At 71.1% G+C, this 22,713-nt stretch carries 20 protein-coding genes; 11 read left to right on the forward strand and 9 right to left on the reverse strand.

Annotation, left to right across the window (positions count from 1 at the left end; genetic code table 11):
• Positions 1-25 precede the first annotated feature (25 nt).
• Positions 26-973, forward strand: a complete 948-nt coding sequence (locus tag ACH01S_RS28185; RefSeq protein WP_067898044.1) for a DMT family transporter — start codon at positions 26-28, stop codon at positions 971-973.
• 100 nt (positions 974-1,073) lie between these two features.
• On the opposite strand, the gene ACH01S_RS28190 is transcribed toward ACH01S_RS28185, so the two are convergent.
• From ACH01S_RS28190 to ACH01S_RS28230, 9 genes are all read right to left on the reverse strand, one after another.
• The gene (locus tag ACH01S_RS28190; RefSeq protein WP_067898047.1) at positions 1,074-1,412 is read right to left on the reverse strand and encodes a YciI family protein; all 339 of its coding nucleotides are present in this window, start codon (positions 1,410-1,412) and stop codon (positions 1,074-1,076) included.
• Positions 1,413-1,422: 10 nt separating this feature from the next.
• The gene (locus tag ACH01S_RS28195; protein WP_067898050.1) at positions 1,423-1,866 is read right to left on the reverse strand and encodes a VOC family protein; all 444 of its coding nucleotides are present in this window, start codon (positions 1,864-1,866) and stop codon (positions 1,423-1,425) included.
• 54 nt (positions 1,867-1,920) lie between these two features.
• The gene (locus ACH01S_RS28200; RefSeq protein WP_218010427.1) at positions 1,921-3,210 is read right to left on the reverse strand and encodes an FAD-dependent monooxygenase; all 1,290 of its coding nucleotides are present in this window, start codon (positions 3,208-3,210) and stop codon (positions 1,921-1,923) included.
• A gap of 355 nt (positions 3,211-3,565) precedes the next feature.
• Positions 3,566-4,216, reverse strand: coding sequence for a DUF4360 domain-containing protein (locus ACH01S_RS28205; protein WP_067898053.1), 651 nt, complete (start codon positions 4,214-4,216; stop codon positions 3,566-3,568).
• Positions 4,217-4,264: 48 nt separating this feature from the next.
• Positions 4,265-4,915 (reverse strand): DUF4360 domain-containing protein, encoded by a 651-nt coding sequence (locus tag ACH01S_RS28210; RefSeq protein WP_067898056.1) that lies wholly within the window; start codon positions 4,913-4,915, stop codon positions 4,265-4,267.
• A gap of 669 nt (positions 4,916-5,584) precedes the next feature.
• A complete protein-coding gene (locus tag ACH01S_RS28215; RefSeq protein ID WP_067898059.1) occupies positions 5,585-6,766 on the reverse strand; it encodes an RNA polymerase sigma factor in 1,182 nt (393 codons plus the stop codon).
• A gap of 22 nt (positions 6,767-6,788) precedes the next feature.
• Complete coding sequence (locus tag ACH01S_RS28220) at positions 6,789-8,579, reverse strand: substrate-binding domain-containing protein (RefSeq protein WP_067898062.1); 1,791 nt, start codon at positions 8,577-8,579, stop codon at positions 6,789-6,791.
• Positions 8,580-8,601: 22 nt separating this feature from the next.
• Positions 8,602-9,381, reverse strand: coding sequence for an SAM-dependent methyltransferase (locus tag ACH01S_RS28225; protein ID WP_067898066.1), 780 nt, complete (start codon positions 9,379-9,381; stop codon positions 8,602-8,604).
• Between the two features lie 249 nt (positions 9,382-9,630).
• Positions 9,631-10,440 (reverse strand): DeoR/GlpR family DNA-binding transcription regulator, encoded by an 810-nt coding sequence (locus tag ACH01S_RS28230; RefSeq protein ID WP_067898069.1) that lies wholly within the window; start codon positions 10,438-10,440, stop codon positions 9,631-9,633.
• 247 nt (positions 10,441-10,687) lie between these two features.
• On the opposite strand from ACH01S_RS28230, the gene ACH01S_RS28235 reads away from it, so the two are divergent.
• The 10 genes from ACH01S_RS28235 to ACH01S_RS28280 all read left to right on the forward strand — a co-directional run bounded on the left by ACH01S_RS28235 (position 10,688) and on the right by ACH01S_RS28280 (position 22,636).
• On the forward strand, positions 10,688-11,701 hold the full coding sequence (locus ACH01S_RS28235; protein ID WP_067898071.1) for a 1-phosphofructokinase family hexose kinase: 1,014 nt from the start codon (positions 10,688-10,690) through the stop codon (positions 11,699-11,701).
• Positions 11,698-13,056 (forward strand): ABC transporter substrate-binding protein, encoded by a 1,359-nt coding sequence (locus tag ACH01S_RS28240; RefSeq protein ID WP_067898074.1) that lies wholly within the window; start codon positions 11,698-11,700, stop codon positions 13,054-13,056. Before ACH01S_RS28235 ends, ACH01S_RS28240 begins: the two co-directional genes overlap by 4 nt.
• 73 nt (positions 13,057-13,129) lie before the next feature.
• The gene (locus ACH01S_RS28245; RefSeq protein ID WP_067898077.1) at positions 13,130-14,092 is read left to right on the forward strand and encodes a carbohydrate ABC transporter permease; all 963 of its coding nucleotides are present in this window, start codon (positions 13,130-13,132) and stop codon (positions 14,090-14,092) included.
• The gene (locus ACH01S_RS28250) at positions 14,089-14,907 is read left to right on the forward strand and encodes a carbohydrate ABC transporter permease (protein ID WP_067898080.1); all 819 of its coding nucleotides are present in this window, start codon (positions 14,089-14,091) and stop codon (positions 14,905-14,907) included. Before ACH01S_RS28245 ends, ACH01S_RS28250 begins: the two co-directional genes overlap by 4 nt.
• Before the next feature lie 64 nt (positions 14,908-14,971).
• Positions 14,972-16,021, forward strand: coding sequence for an NAD(P)-dependent oxidoreductase (locus ACH01S_RS28255; RefSeq protein ID WP_067898081.1), 1,050 nt, complete (start codon positions 14,972-14,974; stop codon positions 16,019-16,021).
• A gap of 19 nt (positions 16,022-16,040) precedes the next feature.
• Positions 16,041-17,585 (forward strand): FGGY-family carbohydrate kinase, encoded by a 1,545-nt coding sequence (locus ACH01S_RS28260; protein WP_067898084.1) that lies wholly within the window; start codon positions 16,041-16,043, stop codon positions 17,583-17,585.
• Positions 17,582-19,162, forward strand: a complete 1,581-nt coding sequence (locus ACH01S_RS28265; RefSeq protein WP_067898086.1) for a PucR family transcriptional regulator — start codon at positions 17,582-17,584, stop codon at positions 19,160-19,162. The genes ACH01S_RS28260 and ACH01S_RS28265 overlap by 4 nt, the downstream gene beginning before the upstream one ends.
• A 118-nt stretch (positions 19,163-19,280) precedes the next feature.
• Positions 19,281-20,621: a hydantoinase/oxoprolinase N-terminal domain-containing protein gene (locus ACH01S_RS28270; protein ID WP_067898089.1), complete on the forward strand. Its 1,341-nt coding sequence runs from the start codon at positions 19,281-19,283 to the stop codon at positions 20,619-20,621.
• The gene (locus ACH01S_RS28275; RefSeq protein WP_083981229.1) at positions 20,609-21,658 is read left to right on the forward strand and encodes a DUF917 domain-containing protein; all 1,050 of its coding nucleotides are present in this window, start codon (positions 20,609-20,611) and stop codon (positions 21,656-21,658) included. The genes ACH01S_RS28270 and ACH01S_RS28275 overlap by 13 nt, the downstream gene beginning before the upstream one ends.
• Before the next feature lie 21 nt (positions 21,659-21,679).
• Positions 21,680-22,636 carry a hypothetical protein gene (locus ACH01S_RS28280; protein ID WP_067898095.1) on the forward strand — a complete coding sequence of 319 codons (957 nt, stop codon included), beginning with the start codon at positions 21,680-21,682 and terminating at the stop codon, positions 22,634-22,636.
• The last annotated feature ends 77 nt before the right edge of the window (positions 22,637-22,713 follow it).

Here is a 22,713-nt window from a genome sequence, read left to right on the forward strand (position 1 = left end):
GCCCGGTGGTCGCGAGGGTGGTCTCGTGACCGGCTTGGCCGCGCTGATCGCCGTCGCGTCCGGTGGCTGCTTCGCGCTCAGCGCCGCCCTGCAGCATCACGCGGCCCACCGGGAGATCCGCCGCGACGCCCGGACGTCCCGGACGTCCCGGACGCTGGACCCCCGCCTGCTGGCCCGCCTGGTGCGCCGCCCGCTGTGGCTGGGCGGGCGCCTGGCCGCCGTCCTCGGCGTCGTCCTGCAGGCACTGGCCCTGCGCGCCGCGCCGCTGGCCCTCGTGCAACCGCTGCTCATGATCGGGCTGGCCCTGTGCGTCGTGCTCGAACCCCGGCTCGGCGGCGACCGCGCCGACCGCCGCACCCTCGGCGCCGCCCTGCTGGCCACGAGCGGCCTGACGGTCTTCATGATCGTCGCCGAGCCCGCCGCCGGCGACCGCGCACCCACGGCGGCCACGATGACCGCCGTCGCGGGAGCGTGCGCCCTGACGATCACCGGCTGCCTGGCCGCGGCCCGGTACCGACCCGCCGCCGCGGGCACCGCGCTCGGCGCCGCGACCGGCATCGCGTTCGGGCTCACCGCGGCCGTGCTCAAGGCGGGCGCCGGGACCTTCGACGACCCGGTCGCGCTCGTGACGAACTGGGCGCCCTACGCCTACCTCGCCTGCGCCGCCGCGGCCCTGCTGCTCAACCAGAACGCCTTCCTGACCGGCTCGCTCACCGCACCGCTGACCGCGATCACGCTGAGCGAGCCGCTGACGGCCCTGCTCATCGGCCTGACCGCCTTCCACGAGCACCTCGACATCACCGGCCCGCGAGCGGCGCTCATGCTGGCCGGCGCCGCGGCCATGGCCTCCGGCGTCCACCGGCTCGCCGCAGCCCGCCCCGCCGCGCCGCCCCGACCGGCGTCCACCGACACCGTCGCGACCACCGCACCCGACCGGATCAAAGTCCGCCCGGTATCTCTCCACAAGCCATGAAGGTCGTCCGCCACGTCGGCACAGCATGCGACCAGCGGCTTGAGCGGCCGATGCAGGTAGAGCCGCCCTGGTGAAGTGCACTTCGGCCTGGCCGGATCGTTCAGATGGGGAGGGCGTCTCCAGGGAAGCCGTGGCACGGATGTACGTCGCAGCGCATCATTCCGGCTTGCACGCAGGGGTCTCCGGCCATGATCTCAGTGGCTTCCTCGGCCGACACGGTCATGATCGCGACGCCGGCCACGGTGTCGGAGGCGACCGGGCAGAGAATGGCGATCACCCCATCGGCACGAAGCGACACCATGCGTCGCTGATGCTCGAGTTCTATGGCATCTGCGCCGTTCATGGTTCGCTCCGGTGTCCACTGCAGGAGCGCCAGGCTGTACGGTTTCGCGGTCGAAGCCAGAGCCTGAATCTGTTCGTCGGTCACCGTCGTGCTCACGTTTTCTCCTCTACTTCTGGACGCGCTCGGCCAATGAGACGATGATCCCTTCAGGCCCGCGGACGTAGGCCATCCGCCACGAGCCCTCATATTCGCCGACGCCTCCGACCAGGCCATAGCCGTCGGCTGCGGCCTGGTCGACGGCGGCCTGAAGGTCCTGCACCTCGAACGCGACGTTGCGCAGGCCCAGTTCGTTGGCCGGTGCGGCCGGCGAACCCGGAAGGTGGTCCGGCCGGACGAAGCTCGAAAGCTCCAACGTCGTTCCGCCGCCCGGTGTCCGCAGCATCACGATCTCGGTGGCGGCGCCGGTCATGCCGATCACCGTGTCCAGGAAATCGCCTTCCACGGCCATCTTCTGATCGGCCTCCATGCCGAGGCTGACGAAGAACGCCGTCACGGCGTCGAGGTCCGCAACGGTAATGCCGACGTGGTCGAAGCGCTGTATGAGTCCCATCGAATGCCTTCCTAGGGCCACCGAAGCGTGGTCTCTCGACACGTTAGGTGACGCCTACGGCCTGGCCGACGAGGTGATCGGCGATCCGGCCGGGGCCGCGGAGTCCGGTACCCCCGCGTAGTCGGGCAGGTCGACGCCGTTGATCGCGCGTCCGACCAGTTCGGTGAACCATTCGCCGGTGAAATCGGGGCGCGGCTCGGCGTCCGGCCCGGGGACGTCGCGGCTGCGCGCGTTCAACCGGCCGATCTCCTGGTTGGCCTCGACGAACGAGCGCATCCGCGCCTCGTAGCGGGCGAACCCGGCGGCGGGGTCCCATCCGGCGGCGGCCAGTTCCCCGGCCAGCACGTAGGCGCCGACCAGGGCCAGCCCGGTGCCCTGCCCGGACATCGGCGAGGAGCTGAACGCCGCGTCCCCGAGCAGCCCCACCCGTCCACTCGACCAGCGGTCCATCACCACCTGGGCGACCTGGTCGAGATAGAAGTCGGGGGTGTCGTCCAGGTGCGCGAGGATGTCCGGGGTCAACCAGCCCAGGCCCGCCATCCGCTCACGCAGCAGGGCCTTCTGGGCCGCGACGTCACGGTAGTCGACGTCGAAGTCGCCCGCGGGGAAGTAGAACATGGCCATCGCCCGGGTGGCGTCCTGGATGGGCCGCAGCAGGGCGGAGCGCCCGGACTCCTGGTCCTGGTGCTCAAGCAGCCAGCGGTCCAGCCCGAACTCGTTCGGCACACTGTAGAAGGCCAGCACGTGCCCGAGGTGGCGCAGGAACCGCTCATGCGGCCCGAAGACCATCGCCCGCAGCTCCGAGTGCAGCCCGTCGGCCCCGACCACCAGGTCGAAGCGACGCCGGGCGCCGCTCGCGAAGACCACGTCGACCCCGTCCGCGTCCTGGGCGAGCTCCGCGATCCGGTCGCCGAAGACGTACTCGACGCCGTCGCGGGTGTCGTCGTAGAGGACCCGGGCGAGGTCCCCGCGCAGGATCTCGATGTCCGCGATGAACCCGTCGCCGCCGTGGTCGTCGGCACGGAAGGTCTCCAGCACTTGCCCGTCGGCGTCCACGGTGTGCGCGCCGGCGGTGTCGGTGCACGCCGCGCGCACCGCCGCGTCCAGCCCCATGCGCCCGATGACCTCCTTGGCGACCCCGCGCGCGTCCACCGCCTGCCCGCCGGGACGAAGCCCGGGAGCCCGCTCCACCACGGTCACCTCGGCCCCCCGCCGACGCAGCCAGTGAGCCAGCGCGGGCCCCGCGATGCTCGCCCCCGCCACCAACACCCGGGGACCGCTCACCCGCGTCCCCCGCTCGCCGGTCCGGACGGTGTGCTCCTGCTCGGAGTCCTCGACGCTCACCACTGCCTCCACGTGCTTCCTCCCGCGCTGGATCGTCCCCAGCACAGGCCCACCGCTGTCGGTGTGTCCACCCGTATCGACCACGGACCCGCACAGAACTCATCGGCACGCCCGAAATCGCCTCCACGCTCCGCCTCGGCATGAGCGGACGTCCAGCCAGGGACCCGTGAGCTGAACAAGGCTTCGCCCATGGCGTTGCCACAGCGCCATCTCCAAAGCGGGCTCGCCCCCGAAACAGCCCGCTCCCGGAGCCTTAGGGGTAGTTGCGTGGTGTCGCAGGGAGACCTTGCCTGCGAGAAAAAGCCGAGCCGCGCCCCCGCGTGTTGCGGGGGCGCGGCCCGATGCTTCCCCTGGGTCAGTGCGCGGGGCACTTCTTCCAGGCGAAGTGGTAGACGGTCTTGACGCTGCCGTCGGCGGAGTCGAAGGCCATGAAGCTGGTCTTGGACTTGTCGGAGCCGGCGGTCACGCGGAGTTCGGTGTTGATGTTGAAGTTGCGGTCCTCGCCGCAGGGCTTCCACACCAGTGCGGCCACGTCCGTGCGGTCGGTGAACTGCCAGTTGTTGGAGTACTTGCCCTTGATGGTGTGGCTGATGGGCGTGGTCTGGGACATGCCCTGGTGGTAGTAGCTGGCCTGCTCCAGCCCGGTGGCGCCGCTGGCCAGGTTGGCGTAGCCGCGGTAGTCCGCGCTGGCGATCGCGTAGGTGAACCCCTGCGGGATGTGGACGGCCAGGCTGAGCTGGCAGTTTTTGCGCATGTCGGTCGGCTTGGAGTTCCCGCCGGCCTGGGCCAGGTAGTCGCTGTAGGTGACGGTGAAGGCGGTGTTGTCACTGGCCGGGGCCACGGCGGCGGTTCCGGCGCGGCAGCCGGAGCCGTTCACCGTGAGGACGTTCATGGTGATCTTGCCGGGGGGCGGCGGGTCCGCCGCGGCGGACGCCGACGGGGCCAGGCCCGCGGTCAGCGCCAGACCTGACAGGCAGGCCGCCGCAATGGTCATTCCATTACGCATTAATCGTTCTCCTTCCGGGAGGGAGTCGCGAGCGGGGGGCGCGGGTTGCTAGCACTTCTTCCAGGCGAAGTGGTAGGTCGTCTTGATGGTGCCGTCGGTGGAGTCCATGGCGATGAAGCTGGTCTTGGACGCGTCCGAGGTGCCCTTGTCGACCCGCAGTTCGGTGTTGATGTTGAAGTTGCGTTCCTCACCGCACTTCTTCCAGATGAGCTGGGCGACCGGCACCTTGTCGGTGAACTGCCAGTTGTCGTCCAGCGGGCTCGGCAGCGAGTGCGTGATCGCTCCGGTCTGGGAGTTGCCCTGGAAGTAGTAGCTGGCCTTCTGGGTGCCCTTGGCGCCCTTCGCCAGGTAGGCGTATCCGCGGTAATCGGTCTGCGAGATGGCGTAGGTGAAGCCTTGCGGAACGTGCACCTTCATGGCGATCTGGCAGTTCTTGCGGAAGTCGGTGGGCTTGGACGAACCGCCGACCTGGGCCATGTAGTCGCTGTAGGTGACGGTGAAGGCTTCCTTGTCGGGCGAGATGGCGACCGCGGCGGTGCCGATCGGGCAACCGGAGCCGTTGACGGTGGCGATCTCGATCGTGACCCCGTCGGGGCCGGGGGCGAGCAGGGGCGTGGACGCGACCGCGGGCGCGGCCGATGCGGCGGTCAGGGCGGCTGCGGCGGCTGCCGCAGCGGAAACCGCGATGCCTTTGCGCATGGGATTCCTCTTCGCTGGGAATGAGCGCGTTCTTCGGATATCGAAGAGGCGGACGCCCGGCAACGCGGCTTCAATCAGAGGCACCGTCGGCCGGGCGTGATTCGGAGGGGTGAATGGAGCGTAACTAGCGGGCCCAGAACAGTCAATCGGCGGTTTTTAACTTTTCTTTACCTGAACGAATTCAACTACCAGGGCCGCGAGTCCCCATCTGATCGCCAAGAATCGAATGACCGCTTGAAATTTCGATGACCATCGTTCTACTGGAAAATGTTCGCCACGCTAGAGAAATCCGCAGTGAGACGGGGCGGTCACGACATGTCATGAGTGATCGCGCCGCAGGGACACCTTCGGCCGGTCTGCCAGGCTGGGTGACCGGAGGGCGCCGACGACACGCCCCAAGCACCCTGCCTTGAGGATCGCGGGGCGGACCGGGCCGCTGGGCGGGGACGGGTCGAAGTGGTGGGCGAGCAGATACCGCGCCGCATGAGGCCCCGGACGAGCGGCCTTGCCGCCGCGTCCGGGGCCCTGAGAACGTGGATGATCAGGTGGGTCGAGCTGCGTCAGTCTGGTTCAGGCTGGGCGGGCGAAGGCGACTCCCAACCCGGCATCTCGTGCTTCCACGCTGGTCGAAGGTCCGGTAGTGCTACCGCAAGTCGAATCCAGCCAGGCTCACGGCCACCATCCCCTCACGCCCTGGCCGTAGAGGCCATCGGTATCCGTCGTTCGCGTCAATGACGGGTAGTCGTACATTCCGAAGTAGTTGGGTGAGTTCGGAAAGCGCCATGGAATGGTCGGGTCGAGTAGGCCAGGTTTCGGAGTTCGACTTTCGGGGAGGCGAGGGAGGCGGTTTTTCGGGAGGCGGGATGGCGGGGCCGGGGTCTTGGGGACGACCACCGGCGGTATATGCGGCGCCCGATGGCCCGGTGGCTTGAACCTGTGGCCCGGGCCGTGCTTGCGGGGCGGTGGTTTGGAATGGTCGGGCGGGCTGTCCGACTGGCCGGGCGGGACGGGCGGCTTTTCCTGACGGGGCGGCGGCGGGTCGTCCTTCTCGGCGCGGTGCGGCGCCTTCGGCATCGCGCCCATCTCGTGTTCCGGGCCCGGCGTGATGTGCTCCTTGATGGCGGCGGGGACCAGGGAGTCGACGCCTTTGTTCGCCACCGGCACGAACGCGGTCAGGCCGATGAGGGCGGCCGATGCCGCGACGCCCGCGCGGACGCCGACGCACAGTTCCCGCTTCGGGCGTTCGACGGCGCCGGGGGCCGGCTCGATGATGTTCGGCGGCGGCGTCCAGCCGGACTCCTGTTCGCAGATGGCGGTGACCTGGTCGCGCAACCAGCCGGGGGCACGTGCCGGAGCACGCCTGGCCAGCAGGTTCGGGAGCCTGTTGTCCTCGAAGGCAGAGATCACGTCCAACTGCGACTGGGCGGGGTCCCGGATGAGGATGTCGAGGATGGCCTGCTCCAGCAGCATCCGCGCGTGGATGACGAGGTGGGCGACCGTGTCGGGCGCGAGTCCGAGGAGCCGGGCGATGTCGTGCACGTCGAGCCATTCGCCCGCCTTGAGCAGGAGCACCTCGCGGTGGTGGGCGTGCAGTTCGCTCGCGGCGCGCAGCAGCGGATCGTCGTCCTCGAATCCCAGCCAGGTGTCCGTGAACGCCCCGAGTTCGGCGCACACCGCGCGGGAGAGCGAGTACAGCCACAGCACATTGTCGATGCGCATTCGTTGGTTGACGGCCACACTGAACGTGCTCCCCACGGCCGTCGGCGCGAGCTGCTCGCCGACGAGTGACCAGCAGTAGGAGTAAAGGCGGTCGGCGTGTGCGACGTAGAGCGGGCCCAATTCCGTGCGCATGTGACCTCCAACCGAAGACGTGTCAGCATTGGGACTTGACGTCGCACAGGCTGCGGTAGATCTGGGTGAAGAAGATGTTCTCCATGTCCTGGACGGTCTTGGCGACATTGACGTTTCCGTGGGTGAGTTCGGCGATCTTCGCCACCGCGCCGGTGTCGACGCCCTCGCCGAAGCCGATCATGATGACCTGGATGGGGCGGTAGGGGTCGTATTCGGCCTTGAGTCTCGCCTGCAGCCGTTTGAAGCCGATGCCGTCGGCGTCCTCGTTCTTGCCGTCCGTGAACAGCACGACCGAGGTGACGAGTTCCGGTTTGTAGATGCGTTTCATCATCCGGTAGGCGGCCAGGAGCGAGTCGTACAGCCCGGTGTCGCCGTTTCGCTTGGCACGCAGCCCTGCCAGTGTGGAAAAGGCGAGTTGCCGGTGCGTGGACGATCCGGTCCGCTCCCCGAGCGGCGCGACGGGCAGGACCTCGCGCCAGTCCCGGCCCCGGCCGAGGTCGGTGGAGAACACCCAGGCGCCGACGTCGGAGTCGTCCGGCAGCAGGACCAGACCCTTCTGCGCGACCCGCACGGTCGCCTGCAGCCGGGTGAGCCGGCTGCCGGGCGCCTTCCAGGCCATCGAGCCGGAGATGTCGAACATCGCGAGGATCCGCACGCGCTGCGTCAGCTGCGCCCACACCTGCATGAACTGCCCCAGCTCGGCGGGTCGCGGCGGCGGCAGCGCCCCGGGGCGTGCCGTGCTGACGCCCGTCGAGGCGCCGAAGGACGGCGGCGTCCGGCCGGTCGAGCCGCGGAACCCCATCGAGGTCAACTGGTCGCGCGTGGCGGCGCCGCCGACCTCCCGCTCCAGCACGCGCGCCGCGCGACCGCTGGAGGGGACGTCGGTGGTCACGGTGAACGGGTAGTCGAGGAACGGCGTGCCCTCGGCCGGGTAGTACGCGACGGCGGGAGCCACCCAGTTCGACCGGTTGTAGCGCCAGACGGCCTGCTCGGGGGCGAGGACGAGCACGTCCCGGCCCTCCCTGGACCGCCGCGGCTTGGCGAACTCGGCGAACTGCGAGTCGACGTCCGGCACGATGCTCTCCCGCAGGTTCCGCATGACGTTGGCGAGAGCCGACCGCGGGTCGGGTGTGCGGGCCAGCGACTGCGCGGCGATCATCAGCGCGGCCATGCCCACCGCGCTGCGGGTCGGGTCGAGCATCACCACCCGGGTGGACCGGACGGAGCCGGGGCGGTCGCGGGCGGTGCCCCCCGCGCCGCCATCGGTGATCACCTTCAGCAGGCCCATCCAGGTCAGGTTCGCCCGGAGGAACCGCCGGCTGCTCGCGGCGGCGGGTTGGCGGGGCGCGGCGACGACGACCGGCGTCCGCGCGACGGACGTCCCGGTGGGACGGACGCGGGAGCCCGGCCCCCGCTGCGCCTGGATCAGCGATGTCCAGAGGGAGGAGTCCGGGATCCACACGTCGGGACGTTTCCCGGCGCGCGGAGACGTCCCGGTGCCCGACAGCACCAGCGCCATCTCGGCCGGGTCGACCGCCCTGACATCGGCCTGCACGCAGTGACCCTCCACCTCGTGTTTCGCCGCGTTGACGCGCTCGGCCGCGGCGCGGACCGCGGACGCGACCGCGGGGGCGGCGGCGACGTCCAGCCGGGTCGCCGCGTCCCCGGAACATGAGCTGATCTTGCTCATGACGGCGACGCCGACGCCCGCCACGAGCGCCAGGCCGACGACGCCGGCCAGCAGGCCGATCCAGGTGGAGCGGCCTGGACGATTCAGGACGCCGGATCCGCGTTGGTCGGGGTGACTGGTCATCGATGCTCTCCAGAGGGGATGGTCATCTGTCCGGACTCGTGGCCAAGGCGCCGTACAGCCACACGTCTTCGGACGGCCTCGACGGTCTGCTGAATCGCGTGACCGGTGCGAGTCCGGGCGGTACCAGGTTGAGGCCGCTTAAAAACCCGGCGATTTCCTTCAATGAGCGGACGGTCATAGGTTCGGCCGTTTCAAGACGACAAAGGTTCGCGCTCTCCCTCGTCTGCGGATGCGACACCAGATGGGAGATGGTGAGGTAGCTGCCGGGCCTGATCGCGCGGCGGATCTCCGCGACGATGTCGTGCGGATCGTGCTCGGCGGCGATGAACTCCAGCACCGAATGCATGATCACCGCGACCGGCCGGGAGAAGTCGATCATGTCGCCGACGGCCGGATGGTCCAGCAGTTGCCGAGGTTTCCGCAGGTCCCCCTCGACGACCGCGGTTCCCGGTTTCTGAGCCAGCAGGGCCCGCCCGTGCGCCAATGCGACCGGGTCGTTGTCGACATAGACGACCCGCGCCCCCGGATTGATCCGCTGCGCGATCTGGTGGACGTTCCCATTGAGCATCGGTATTCCGATGCCGAAGTCGAGAAACTGCCTGATCCCGCATTCGGCAGCCAGGTAACGGACGACCTGCTGCCGGTATCTCCGGGCCGCCCGCAGCACGTCCGGTATGTGCGGGGCGACCTCCAGCAGTTGGGAGGCCAGATCGCGATCGCAGGCGAAGTTGTCCTTGCCGCCCAGCAGGTAGTCATAGGTCCGCGCAATGGTGGGACGTCCAATGTGATTGAGATTCCTCATCGAGCTCCATTACCCCGGTTGCTCTCTAAACGGAGTTGGGAACAAGTTGTTCGTGAGCGGATGGCCCGACGATAAGTTCCGGGTCTACAAGCGGCCACTTGCACTTTGCACAGCTCAGCATGGGGTTCTCGACACACTGCTGAGTTGGACCGCGCCGCGCCCGCCGAGAATGCGCGGTTCGCAGCCGGTGACCGGGCACCATGCCCGGTCGGCGGAACCGAGTTGTGCGAAGCGCCTAGCGGAATGCGCTCAGACGCAACGCACGGCGAGGCCGGCGGCCCTGAGCTTCTTCAGCTCGCGGTCGTCCACCCCGTCGTCGGTGATGAGCAGATCGACGTCGGACAGGTCGGCGTACTTCAGCATGCTGACATGGCCGACCTTGCTGTGGTCGGCGAGCAGGATCCGCCGCCGCGCCGCGCCGTACATCATGCGTTTGACGGCCGCCTCCGCCCCGTCCGGAGTGGTGAGGCCACGCTCGACCGACAGCCCGTTCGTGCCGAGGAAGGCGACGTCGACGCGCAGTTCGGAAAGGGCGCGCACGGCCCAGTTGTCCACTTCGGCGAGCGTGCGGCCGCGGACGCGTCCGCCCAGCGTGTGAACGGTCAGCCGCGGCCGGTTCACCAACATCAGCGCGATCGGCAGCGAATTGGTGAAGACCGTCAGTTCGCGATCGGACGGGAAGACCTCGGCAAGGCGCGACGTCGTCGACCCGTTGTCGAAGAACAGCGTCCCCTCTTGGGGCAGTTCGTCGAGCGCGGCACGCGCGATGCGGCGTTTCTCGTCCATGAACTCGGTCCGGGCGCTGACCGACGGTTCGAAGGACAACTCGTCGACCGCGACGGCGCCGCCGTGGACCCGGCGCAGCAGACCCAGGCGTTCGAGCCCGATGAGGTCCTTGCGAATGGTCTCCGTGGAGACGTTGAGCTCCTCGGCCGCGGCGGCCGCGTCGACCCTGCCGGTGCCGCGCACCGTCCGCAACAGGACCTGCTGGCGCTGGGACGCGTAGAGCCCCTGATCGGCGCGGCGCCGCGATGGCGTCGCGTCGTTCGCCCCGCTCATCGCCGCTCCGTTCGTCCCGGGCCCGGGTCAGGGCCGCCGACCGGACGCCCGGATCCGCCGGACGTCCAAGCATTCCACGCCCTCCGAGCGTACGGGATGGCGTCCGGGACGAACCCGCCCGTTCCAAGATCAGCCGTTGACCTGCCCAAACAAGTACAAGCCGGACTATTGACGTCCCAAGCAAACACAACTATAACCAACGACTAGCAACTCAGACGCCCGTCCCCACCGGACCTCGCGAGGGCACATGATCGTCACCGTCACCCCCAATCCGAGCCTCGACCGGACGTACCGCATCGACGAGCTCCGCCCTGGCACGCTCCACCGCGCCGGGTTCGTGACGGTCGAGGCCAGCGGCAAGGGCGTCAACGTCTCGCGGGTGCTCGCCGCGCTCGGCGTCCCGACGATGGCGGTCGTCCCGGTGGGCGGCAGCGAGGGCCGCGACCTCGCCGCCCACCTCGACTCGGCCGGGCTGTGCCACCGGGTCGTCGGCGTGACCGGGGCGGCGCGGGTGAACATCACCGTGATCGAGCCGGGCGGCCGCACCACGAAGATCAACGCGCCGGGCGCGCCGCTCACGGCGGCGGAGCAGCGGGCCCTCGTCCGCCGGACCGGGGACGCCGCCCGCAGCGGCGCCACCTCCTGGGTCGCGGTCTGCGGCTCGCTCCCTCCGGACACCGACCCGGACCTCGTCGCCCGGCTCGTCGAGGCGGCCCACGCGGCCGGCGCGCGGGCCGCCGTGGACACCTCGGGCCCGGCGCTGCCCGCGGCCCTGTCCGCCGGCGCCGACCTCGTCAAACCCAACCGGGAGGAGCTCGCCGAGCTCACCGGCCGGGACCTGGGGACGGTCGGCGCCGTCGTGTCCGCCGCGCGCGACGTGGCGAGCGGCGGGACGATCGTGCTGGCCTCCATCGGCGCCGAAGGCGCCGTGCTGGTCGACGGGGACGCCTGCCTGTGGGCGACGCCCCCGCCGATCGGACCCGTCAACACCACCGGCGCGGGAGACACCCTGCTCGCCGGCTACCTGGCCGCGGCCTCCGAAGGCGGAGCCGGTCCGGAGGGGCGGCTCGCCGCCGCCGTCGCGCTCGGGACCAGCGCGTGCCTCGTGCACGGCACCGCGGAACTGCCCGACCTGCTCCTCTCACCGGCGGACGTCGCCGTCCGCCGGGCCACCGGAGCGGGGGCGGCATCGGACTCGGGGAATTCGATCGACCACGCGGCCGCCGGGACGGCGGCCGAAAAGACCAGGAGGTCATCGTGAGGTCACAGAGTCTCTCCCGATGGAACATCGCGGCGGTCGCCGTGGCGCTGGTCGCGACGGCGAGCGCGTGCGCCGGAGCGGGCGGCGCGGCGGGGTCGTCCGGCGGAAAGTCGATCAACGTGCTGATGGTGGGCAACCCGCAGATGGCGGACGTGCAGAAGCTGACCGCCGGCAACTTCACGAAGCAGACCGGGATCAAGGTCAACTTCACGGTCCTGCCGGAGAACGAGCTCCGCGACAAGGTGACCCAGGACGTGGCGACCGGCGCGGGCCAGTACGACGTCGTCACGGTCGGCGCCTACGAGGTCCCGATCTGGGCGAAGAACGGCTGGCTGCACGAGACGTCCGGCTACGCGGGCAAGGACGCCGCCTTCGACCAGGCCGACCTGCTGAAGCCGATGGTCGAGTCGGTGTCGGGCGCCGACGGGAAGATGTACGGCGTCCCGTTCTACGGCGAGTCGTCGTTCCTGATGTACCGCAAGGACCTCTTCGCCAAGGCCGGTCTCACGATGCCCGAGCACCCCACCTGGCAGCAGGTGGCGGGCTTCGCCGCCAAGCTGGACGACAAGTCGACGGGCACCGCCGGGATCTGCCTGCGCGGGCTGCCGGGATGGGGCGAGCTGTTCGCCCCGCTGACGACGGTCGTCAACACCTTCGGCGGCACCTGGTTCACCAAGGACTGGCGCGCCCAGGTGAACGCGCCGGACTTCGCCAAGGCCGTCGGCTTCTACGTCGACCTGGTCCGCCGACACGGCGAGCCCGGCGCGGCGCAGGCCGGGTTCACCGAGTGCCTGAACACCTTCGGGCAGGGCAAGGCGGCCATGTGGTACGACGCCACGTCCGCGGCGGCGTCCCTGGAAGACGCCAAGACCAGCAAGGTCGCCGGCAAGGTCGGCTACGCCTACGCGCCGGTGGAGCGGACGAAGTCCTCGGGCTGGCTGTGGACGTGGGCGTGGGCGATGCCCAAGACCACGAAGAAGGCGGACGAGTCCTGGAAGTTCATGAGCTGGGCGTCCGGCAAGGAGTACGAGAGGCTCGTCGGCGCGGAGCTCGGCTGGTCGCGGCTGCCGGACGGCAAGCGCGAGTCGACCTACGAGATCCCCGAGTACCAGCGGGCTGCGAAGTCCTTCTACAAGGTGACGCTCAGCTCGATCGTCCAGGCCGACCCGGTGAACCCGGGGGTGCAGCCGCGGCCGACCGTCGGCATCCAGTTCGTCGGCATCCCCGAGTTCGCCGACCTCGGGACGAAGGTGTCGCAGTCGGTGTCCGCCGCGATCGCCGGGCGGACGTCGGTGGACCAGGCCCTCTCCGCCGGGCAGAAGCTCGCCGACCAGGTCGCGGCCAAGTACCGCTGAGCGGCCCGGCGAGCACCGCCGAGGCCCCGGCGCGGCCGTCACGGCGCCCCCGACCCCCACGGGAGACACCACCATGACGATCACCACTCCATCCCCCGCGAAGAAACCCGTCGTCCAGAAGCCGCCGCCGACGCCGAAGCGTCCCGACCGCTGGTCGCGCCGGTTCCCGCTGATGCCGGCGCTGCTGTTCACCGTCGCCGTCACCCAACTGCCGTTCCTCGTGACGCTGGTGGTCTCGACCTTCAGCTGGAACATCCTGCGTCCGGGCGACCGGCATTTCACCGGGCTCGACAACTACTCGACGGTGTTCACCGATGAACGGCTGCGCGCGGCCGTGGTCAACACCGTCGTCCTCACCGCGAGCGTCGTGGTGGTGTCGATGGTGCTCGGCACCGCTCTGGCGCTGCTGCTCGACCGGAGGTTCCGCGGACGCGGGGTGGCGCGGACGCTGCTGATCGCCCCGTTCCTGGTGATGCCGATGGCGTCCGCGCTGCTGTGGAAGCACGTCATCTACAACCCGACGTACGGCCTGTTCAACGGGACCGTCAACGCCGTGCGGCAGCTGTTCGGCGACGGCGCGCCACCCACGCGGATCGACTGGGTGACCGACTATCCGATGGCCTCGGTGACGGCGTCGCTGGTGTGGCAGTGGACGCCGTTCATGATGCTGATCATCCTGGCCGGGCTGCAGAGCCGTCCGCCCGAGGTGATCGAGGCCGCGCGGGTGGACGGCGCGAACCAGGCGCAGATCTTCCGCCTGATCACACTGCCGCACCTGCGCCGCTACATCGAACTGGGGATGCTGCTCGGCTCGATCTACCTCGTCCAGACCTTCGACGCGGTGTTCACCATCACGCAGGGCGGTCCGGGGACGGCCACCACCAATCTCCCGTACGAGATCTACCTGACCACTTTCCGCAAGTACGAGTACGGCGAGGCGGCCGCCGCCGGGGTGGTCGTCGTGGCGGGCACCATCGTCGTCGCCACGTTCGCGCTGCGCGCCGTCTCGTCCCTGTTCCGGGAGGCGACCCGATGACGACCCGAAACCGGCGCGGCACCGTGTGGACGCTCCTGGCCTGGCTCGCCGCCGTTTTCTTCTTCTTCCCCGTGCTGTGGATGGCGCTCATGTCGCTGCGCACCGAGTCCGACGCGGCGACCGATCCGCCGACGCTGCTGGCCGCGCCGACCCTCGACCAGTACTCCCTCGTCCTCGACCGCGGCATCGCCCCGTACCTGATCAACTCGGCGACGGCGGGCGTCCTGTCGACCGCGGCGGCCGTCGCGCTGGCGCTGCCCGCCGCGTACGCGCTGGCGATCCGGCCGGTGCCGCGATGGCGGGACGTGCTGTTCTTCTTCCTGTCGACCAAGATGCTGCCGTCGATCGCGGCGCTGCTGCCGGTCTACCTGGTCGTCAAGCACCTCGGCATGCTCGACAACGTGTGGACGCTGGTCGTCCTCTACACGGCGATGAACCTCCCGCTGACGGTGTGGATGCTGCGCTCGTTCCTGCAGGAGGTGCCGCGGGAGATCCTGGAGGCCGCGCAGGTGGACGGGGCGCGGCTGCCGACCGTCCTGGTCCGGGTCATCGGCCCGGTGATCATGCCGGGGATCGCGGCGACCGCACTGATCTGCTTCATCTTCGCGTGGAACGAATTCCTGTTCGCCGTGAACCTGACCGCCACCCGCGCCGGGACGGCACCGGTGTTCCTCGTCGGCTTCGTCACCAGCGAGGGCCTGTTCCTCGCCCGGCTCTGCGCGGCGGCGACCCTGGTGTCGCTGCCGGTGCTGATCGCGGGCTGGATGGCGCAGGACAAACTCGTCCGCGGCCTGACGCTGGGGGCCGTCAAATGAGGGCCGCCTTCCGGCGGGGCGCGGGACGCAGGATCCAGGTACAGCCGACAGGAAGGCAGCCACGATGACATCCGTTCTCGTCATCGGAGATCGCTTCATCCCGGCCGCGTCGTACGTCGACGCCCTCGCCGAGCGCGCCCCCGGCGACATCACCGTGCGGAGTGTGGACTGGCAGGCGGAGAAGGCCGAACAGCACATGCTCCAGCAGGTCATGGAGGTCCAGGGCGCCAACGCCGTCCCGCCGCCGGCCGAGGTGCTGGACGCCGTGCGCGACGCCGAGGTCGTCTGCCTGCACTTCGCCCCCATCGGCCGGACGCTCCTGAACATGGCCCCGGCGCTGCGACTCGTCGCCGTCGCGCGGGCCGGGCTGGAGAACGTCGACGTGACCGCCGCCACGGAGAAGGGCGTCGCGGTCGTGCCCGTCCAGGGACGCAACGCGGGCGCGGTCGCCGAACTGGCCATCGGGCTGATGATCGCCGAGGCGCGCAACGTCGCGCGGGCCGACGCGAGCGTGAAGTCCGGCGGATGGCGCAAGGACTTCCCCGGCGCCCGCATCGAGATCGCCCGTCGGACGATCGGCATGGTCGGGTTCGGACACGTCGGGCGGACGCTCGCCCACCGGCTGCGCGGCTTCGAATGCAAGCCCCTGGTGTTCGATCCCTACGCTGACTCCGCCGACCTCGACGCGTATGAAGCGCAGCACGCGGAGTCCCTGGACCAGGTGTTCGCCGAAGGCGATTTCGTCGTCGTCCTGGCGAGGCACACGCCGGAGACCGACCGCTTCATCGGCGCGAAGCATTTCGCGCTGATGAAGCCGTCCGCGTACTTCATCAACGTCGCGCGCAGCCGCCTGGTCGACTACGACGCGCTGTACGCCGCTCTAGCCGCCGGGCGGATCGCCGGCGCCGGACTCGACGTCTTCGACGAGGAGCCGCTGGCGGACGCCAGCCGCTGGCGGGACCTCGACAACGTCACCATCACCACCCACTTCGGCGGCGACACCGAGGACACCAACGCCACCTCGGCCGGCCTCGTCGCCGACGTCGTCGCCGCCTTCGTCGAGACCGGAAAGGCCCCCGGCGCGGTGAACGCGACGGACCTTGGACACGCGTGAACGATCAGGGAGTGAGAGCGTGAACGCCGAGCCCGTACTGCTGGGGATCGACGCCGGGCAGACGATCACCAAGGCGGTCCTCTTCGACCCGGGCGGGCGCGAACTGGCCGCGGCCGAGGTGCCGACGCGCGTCGAGTCGCCGCGCCCGCGCTGGCAGGAGCGTGACATGGACGCGCTGTGGCGGGAGTGCGTCCAGGCCGTCCGCACCTGCCTCGGCCGGGCGCGGCTGGACCCGGCCCGGGTCGCGGCGGTGGGCGTCTGCGGCCACAACGACGGCGCGTACCTCGTCGACGAGGCGCTGCGCCCGGTGCGCCGCGCGATCCTCGCCACGGACTCCAGGGCGTACCGGTACGCGGAATCGGCGCGGTGTCCGGAGCGCGCGGCGCGGGCGCTCGCGGTCACCGGGCAGGTGCCGTTCGCGGCGTCCCCGGCGGCGGTGCTGGCCTGGCTCCGCGACCACGAGCCGGAGTCCTTCGCCCGGACGAGGTGGACGCTGTTCTGCAAGGACTGGGTGCGGTTGCGGCTCACGGGCGCCGTCGCGACCGACCCCAGCGAGGCGAGCGCGTCCTTCACCGACGTCCACACGCAGGAGTGGAGCGTGCAGGCGTTGGAGCTCTTCGGGCTCGCGGCGCTGTCCGACCGGCTGCCGCCGATCCTGGACGGCGCCGCACCGGCCGGCACGGTGACCGACGACGCCGCCGAGGCCACGGGGCTGCCCCCCGGAACCCCGGTGGTGACCGGCGCGCACGACGTGGACGCCGCCGCCATCGGCGTCGGGGCCGTCGCGCCCGGCTCGCTGAGCCTGGTGCTCGGCACGTTCAGCATCAACCAGGTCGTCACCGACGCACCGTGCGCGGATCCGCGGTGGCAGGCGCGGTCGTTCGTCCGTCCGAAGCAGTGGCTGCACATGTCGACCTCGCCGTCGGGCGCGACGAACCTGGAGTGGGCGGTGCGCCGGTTCGGTCCGTGGCGGCCGGACGGCGCCCCCGACTACGCGTCCGCCCTCGCGGGCGCGGAGCGCGGCCGTCCCGGACACGGCGACCCGCCCGTCTACCTGCCCTTCCTGTACGGATCACCGCATTCGGACACGCTCGGCGCGGCCCTCGCCGGCCTGCGCGGATGGCATGACCGGGACGACGTGATGCGCGCCGTCATCGAAGGCGTCGCGTTCAACCACCGGTTCCACGTCGATGCGCTCCGGGAGCGGCTGGACGTCCGCGGACCCGCGCGGCTGTGCGGCGGCGGCGCCCGCAGCGAGCTGTGGAGCGGGCTGCTGGCCGACACGCTGGGCGTCGCCGTCGAGGTCACCGACGCCGCGGAGGCGGGCGCACGCGGCGCCGCCGTGCTGGCGGGGGTCGGTTGCGGGGTGTACGCCGACATCTACGACGGGGTGCGCCGGGCGGTGCGGGTCGCCCGGCGGCACGAGGTGGACGCCGCGGCGTCCGCCGAGCTGGACGACGGCTACGCGCGGTACCGCGCGGTCGTCGAGGCGCTGCTGGCGCTGCCGGCGTCCGCGCCCCGGCCCGGTGGCACCGGCGGCCCGGCGGGAGGGGACCGGACATGACCGGGACGAGCGTTCGCGCCCTGTGCGGCGTCGAGGAGCTGTCGGCGGCGCGGGTCGTCGGCGGCCACACCGGGCTCGACCGGGAGGTCGCCTCGGTCACGGCGATCTCCTCCCTCGCGGCGGCGGCGTCGGTCGGCCCCGGCGCCTTCGTGATCGCCGCGCCCGCCGCCGTGCAGGGCAACATCGTGGACGTGCTGCTGCGGGCCGCGCGGGCGGGCGGCGCGGCCGCGTTCCTCGTGCCGGACTCGGCGTGGGTCGTCGCCTCGACCGCGCGGCTCGCCGACAAGCTTGGCACCCCGCTCATCGTCAGCGCGGTCGCCGACCCGCTGCACCTGGCGCTGCAGCTCGACCGCGTGGTCCGGGCGCCGGAGCTGCATCACGCCGACGTGCTGATGCGGCTGTTCAGGAGGCTCGGGCAGGGGCCGGTCGTGCCACAGCACATCGTCGCCGCGCTCGCCGACCTGCTGTCCGCGCCGGTGGCGCTGCTCGGCGCGGGCGGGACGGTGCTCGCCAGCCAGGGCCCGCTGCCGCCGCCCGAGCTGCTGGCCGAGCCGCGGTCGCGCGGGTCGGGAGTCGTCCGGCTGCCGGGCGCGGACGGGGAGGAGTTGATGGTCACGGCCGTCTCGCGGGAGAACGGCGCCGGCCCGGAGCTGTGGCTGGCGGTGCGGCTGCCGCCCGGGCCGAGGTCGCGGGCCGGGTCCGCGCGGGACGCGGCGCTGCTCGCCTCGTGGGCGCTCTCGGCGTGGGTCGCGGCGGTGCGGCTCGAAGGGGAGCGCGACGCGCGGGAGCGCACCCGGCTGCTGTCCGCGCTGATGGAGCGGCCCGGCGTGATCGACCGCCGCCTCGCCGAGCGGGTGCTGCGGGCGGGCTGGCGGCTGGACGGCTGGCACACCGGCGTCTACGTCCGCGTCACCGAACCGGGCGGCTTCCCGCTGGCCCGGTACACGGGGTTCCTGCAGGGCGTCCTGGCGGAGGCCGGGTTGCGCGGACCGCTGGTGGAACGTTCTGCCGGGTGGGCGCTCTGGCTCACCGACGCGGGCGAGCCGTCCGGCGCCGCCCCCCTCGTGACGCGGCTGAAGGACGCGCTGGCCGGGCTCGATCTGCCGCTCATAGCGGGGGTGGGACGTCCGCACCCGGGGGCCGAGGGGATCGCGCTCTCCCTGCACGAAGCGCACCAGGCGAGCCTGCTCGCGTCCGCGGGGGCGTGCGCCGGCCGTCGCGAGGTCGCGCACATCGACGAGCTCGGCGTGCAGCGGCTGCTGGCCGACTGGTACACCTCGGAGTCGTTCCAGACCTACGCTCGCGGCCTGCTGGACACGTTGCGCGGCACCGGCGGGGAGTCGCTGCTCAGCACGGTCGAGTCGTACCTGGAGCACGAGTCGTCGACGTCCACCACGGCCGGGGAGCTCGGCGTGCACCGCAACACGGTGTCCGACCGGATCACCCGCGCGGAGCGGCTGCTGGGCCTCGACCTGTCCGATCCGGACGACCGGCTCGTGCTCCAGCTCGCCTGCCGCACCTACCGCCTGAGCAGCATGAAACGGGACGGCGATGGCGTGGCCGCCACAGCGATCTGAGCCGCCCCGTGCAGATCGCCCACCGCGCGTGAATCCACTGTGCACCATGCCCATCGCTCGACGCCCGTCCCTTCGTTTAGTTTTGCCCGGGCAGGACGAAGACGGGGCTCGACGGGCGATGCGTATCGGGATCGATGTGGGAATGACCAATACCGACGCGGTGCTGATATCAGGGGCCACCGTGGTCGAGGCGGTCAAGACCACCACGACTCCGGACGTGACGTCCGGCATCGCGGCGGCGATAGGCGAACTGCGCCGCCGTCCCTCCTTCGACCCGGGCGCCGTCGCCGGCGTGGCGGTCGCGACACCCTGTTTCTCCCTTGCCTTGGCGGAGGCGCGGCGGCTCGCTCGAACGGCGGTGATCCGGCTCTGCCTGCCGGCGACGGCCGCGGCGCCACCGCTGATCGGGTGGCCGGGGCGGCTCGTCCGGGCCATCGGCGGACACTCCTACCTGTGCCGTGGCGGGCACGAGTTCGACGGCCGGGTGATCTCCGTCCCCGACCCGGACGAGCTGCGGCGGGTGGCCGCCGACCTGGCGGCCAAGCGGATCCGGTCGGTCGCGATCTCCTCGGTCTTCTCCCCGGGCCATGCCGAGTTCGAGGTGCTCGCCGCCGACATCCTGACGTCCGAGATGGAGGGCCTGCACGTCAGCCTCTCCCACGAGATCGGGCGGACGGGGCTGCTGGAGCGGGAGAACGCCACCGTCGTCAACGCCTGCCTGCGGGACATCGCCGAGCGTTTCTGCCTGGATCTGTCGACCGCGCTGCGGCAGAACGGGCTGGACGCCGCGCTTTATCTCAGCCGGAACGACGGCACGGTGATGGACGTCGACTCCGCCCGCTCCTACCCGGCGGCGGCCCTCTATCCGAGGGCGGCGAACTCCTTGAACGGGGCGGCCTGCCTGTCCGGGCTGGACACCTGCACCGTCGTCGATGCAGGCGGGACCACGACGGCGGTGGGGACGCTGCATCGGGGCGTCCCGAGGGAGGCGGGCGGCGGGGCGGTCGTCGCGGGCGTCCGCACCGATCTCCGCGTGCCGGACGTCCGGACCATGGAGGACCTCGACTCCGTCATCGATCGAATACGGACCAGGTCAGCGCCCGACCCCGTGGTGCTGGTCGGCGGCGGCAGCCCGCTGATCGGCGACCGGCTGGGCGTCGCCGCGCGGGTGCACCGGCCCGAGCACTTCGCGGTGGCGGGCGCCGTCGGCGCGGCGATCGCGCACGTCGGAGGCGAGGTCGACAGGGTCTTCGCGGTCGAACCGGGCGACCGCGAAGCGGTGCGGAGCGCCGCCTCGCAGGAGGCGATCGATCGGACCGTCGCCGCCGGGGCCGACCCCGGCACGGTACGCGTGGTGGAGGTCGAGGAGTTCCCGATCGCCGGTCTGCCGGGCAATGCCGTCCGGGTCCGCGTCAGGGCTGTCGGCGACCTGGACGGAGGCACCGGATGTGGCTGTTAGAGGCCGACGACGTCGACCCGTTGCGCGCCGGAGCGGGCCTTTACGGCGCGGGCGGCGGCGGGCGCGTGCGGACGATGGCGGCGATCCTGCGCCATGTCCTTGCTGGGAACGGTCCAGTCACCGTGGTCGATCTGGACGAGCTGGATCGCGGCTGCCATGCCGTCCTGATCGGCGACATCGGTTCCGGCACGATCTCCGAAGAACGGCCGATGGCGGGAAACGAACTGCTCCGGGCGGCGCGGATCCTCGCCGGGCACATGGACGTCCGCGTGGACGCCGTGGTGAGCGTGGCGGCCGCGGGCAGTCCGCTGCTGATGTCGGTTCTCGCCGCGTCCCAGCTGGGTCTGCCGCTCGTCGACGCCGACTCGACGGGCCGGGCCTTTCCAAGCCTGGAGCAGACCGGCTGCGGTCTCGCCGGGCTGCCGATCACCCCCCTGGCCTTGGCCGACACCACCGGCGGAGAACTGATCATCAATGGCCTCGGTCCAGTCGGCATCGAGAAGGCGGTCCGATCGATCGTGCCCGCGCTGGGAGGCTGGGCCGCCGTCGCGATGCGCCCGCACACGGTGGCCGTCCTGAGCCCGGCATTGGAGCCGGGAACGGTAAGCCGAGCACTGGAGGCGGGACGGCTGTGCCTCGACGACGACCATCCAGGACTGGCCGCCCGGTGCGGCGCGCGCGAACTCTTTCGCGGGAACGTCATCGACGTCCGGCGCATGGCCCTCAACAGTTCGACGGGCGTCATGGCGACGGCGGTGCTCGAACATTCCGACATGCCGGGACGGACGCTGCGCTTGGAGATGCAGAGCGAATACCTGGTCGCTTTGGAGGACGCGGAGATCCTGGCCTGCGTGCCCGACCTGATCGGCGTCCTGGAATTCGACTCGGGAGAGGTCGTGAACGCCGAGGACCTGTGCCGCGGATCGTGGGTCCGGGTGTTGACGCTCCCCTGCCTCCCGAAATGGCGCACCGAGGCGGGCCTGGCCCTGGCGGGGCCGCGCGCGTTCGGCTACGCCTTCGACTACGTCCCGACCTGAGGGGGCCCCTTGGCCGGTGTGATGATCGCTTTCCTGGCCGGCGTCGCCTGCCACCTCGGCGTCGTGGGCTTCACGGTCACGGCGGCGGTGACGGCGCCGCTGCGCGGGGACCGCGTCGCGGACGCGGTGCCGCGGCTGGTCAGGAGCCGTCCGTGGGTCGTCGGGCTCGGCACGTTCCTGATCGGGCTGGAGCTGCAGGCCCTCGCCTTCTGGCTGCTGCCGCTGGCGGAGGTGCTGGGGATCTTCAGCACGACGCTCGCGGCGCTCCTCGGGCTGTCCGCGGTGCTGCTCGGCGAGCGGCCGAGCGGGCGTGAGCGGCTGGGCGCCGTCCTGTTCGCGGCGGCGGCCGTGCTGGTCGGCATCCCGTCGATGCTGCCCGGCGCCGAGATGCCCGTCGACCGGGTGCCGTCGCGGGCGCTGCTGCTCAGCCTGGTGATCCCCGCGCTGGTGATCCCGGTGGTCGTGTGCGTGCTGGGCGAGCGCAGGGCGATGGGGCGGCACGCCAGGCAGCAGCCCGGCACGGCCTACGGACTCGGCGCCGGGCTGATCCTCGGGGCGTGCGGCGTGGCCGTCAAGGGGCTGGTCGTCGTGAGCGGCGCGGAGGGCGGGTGGACGTCCGTCCTGGCCGAGCCCTACCTCTATCTGATCCTGCTGGCGGCGGGGGTGGGCGCGGTCCATCTGACGATCGCGCTGCAGCGCTGCCGGCTGGTGACCTGCCAGTCGGCGTGCACGGTCACCGCCGGCTCCTACCTGATCATCGTCGCCTCGGTGCTCTACGGCGGGGACTGGCCGGACCGCCCGCTCTCCGGGCTGCTCCTCATCCTCGCGGCCGGGTTCGCCGTCGCCGCGATCACGACCTTTCTCCGGCGTGCCGCGGATCCGGCGGAGCGCTCACCCGAGGCCCATATCTCGGTGCGGTTGTCCGTGCTCTGGAATTCTCCACGCCTTCGGCCTCTCAAGGAGCTTCTCAGGGCTTGAGGGCGATGCCTCCGCGAATGGCGACCTGGGGTCGTCGAGTGCGGGCTTACCATCCCTTCGCCTTTCGGCCCCGAACA

The organism is Actinomadura chibensis NBRC 106107, from assembly GCF_001552135.1.
In the GTDB taxonomy this organism is placed as follows: domain Bacteria; phylum Actinomycetota; class Actinomycetes; order Streptosporangiales; family Streptosporangiaceae; genus Spirillospora; species Spirillospora chibensis.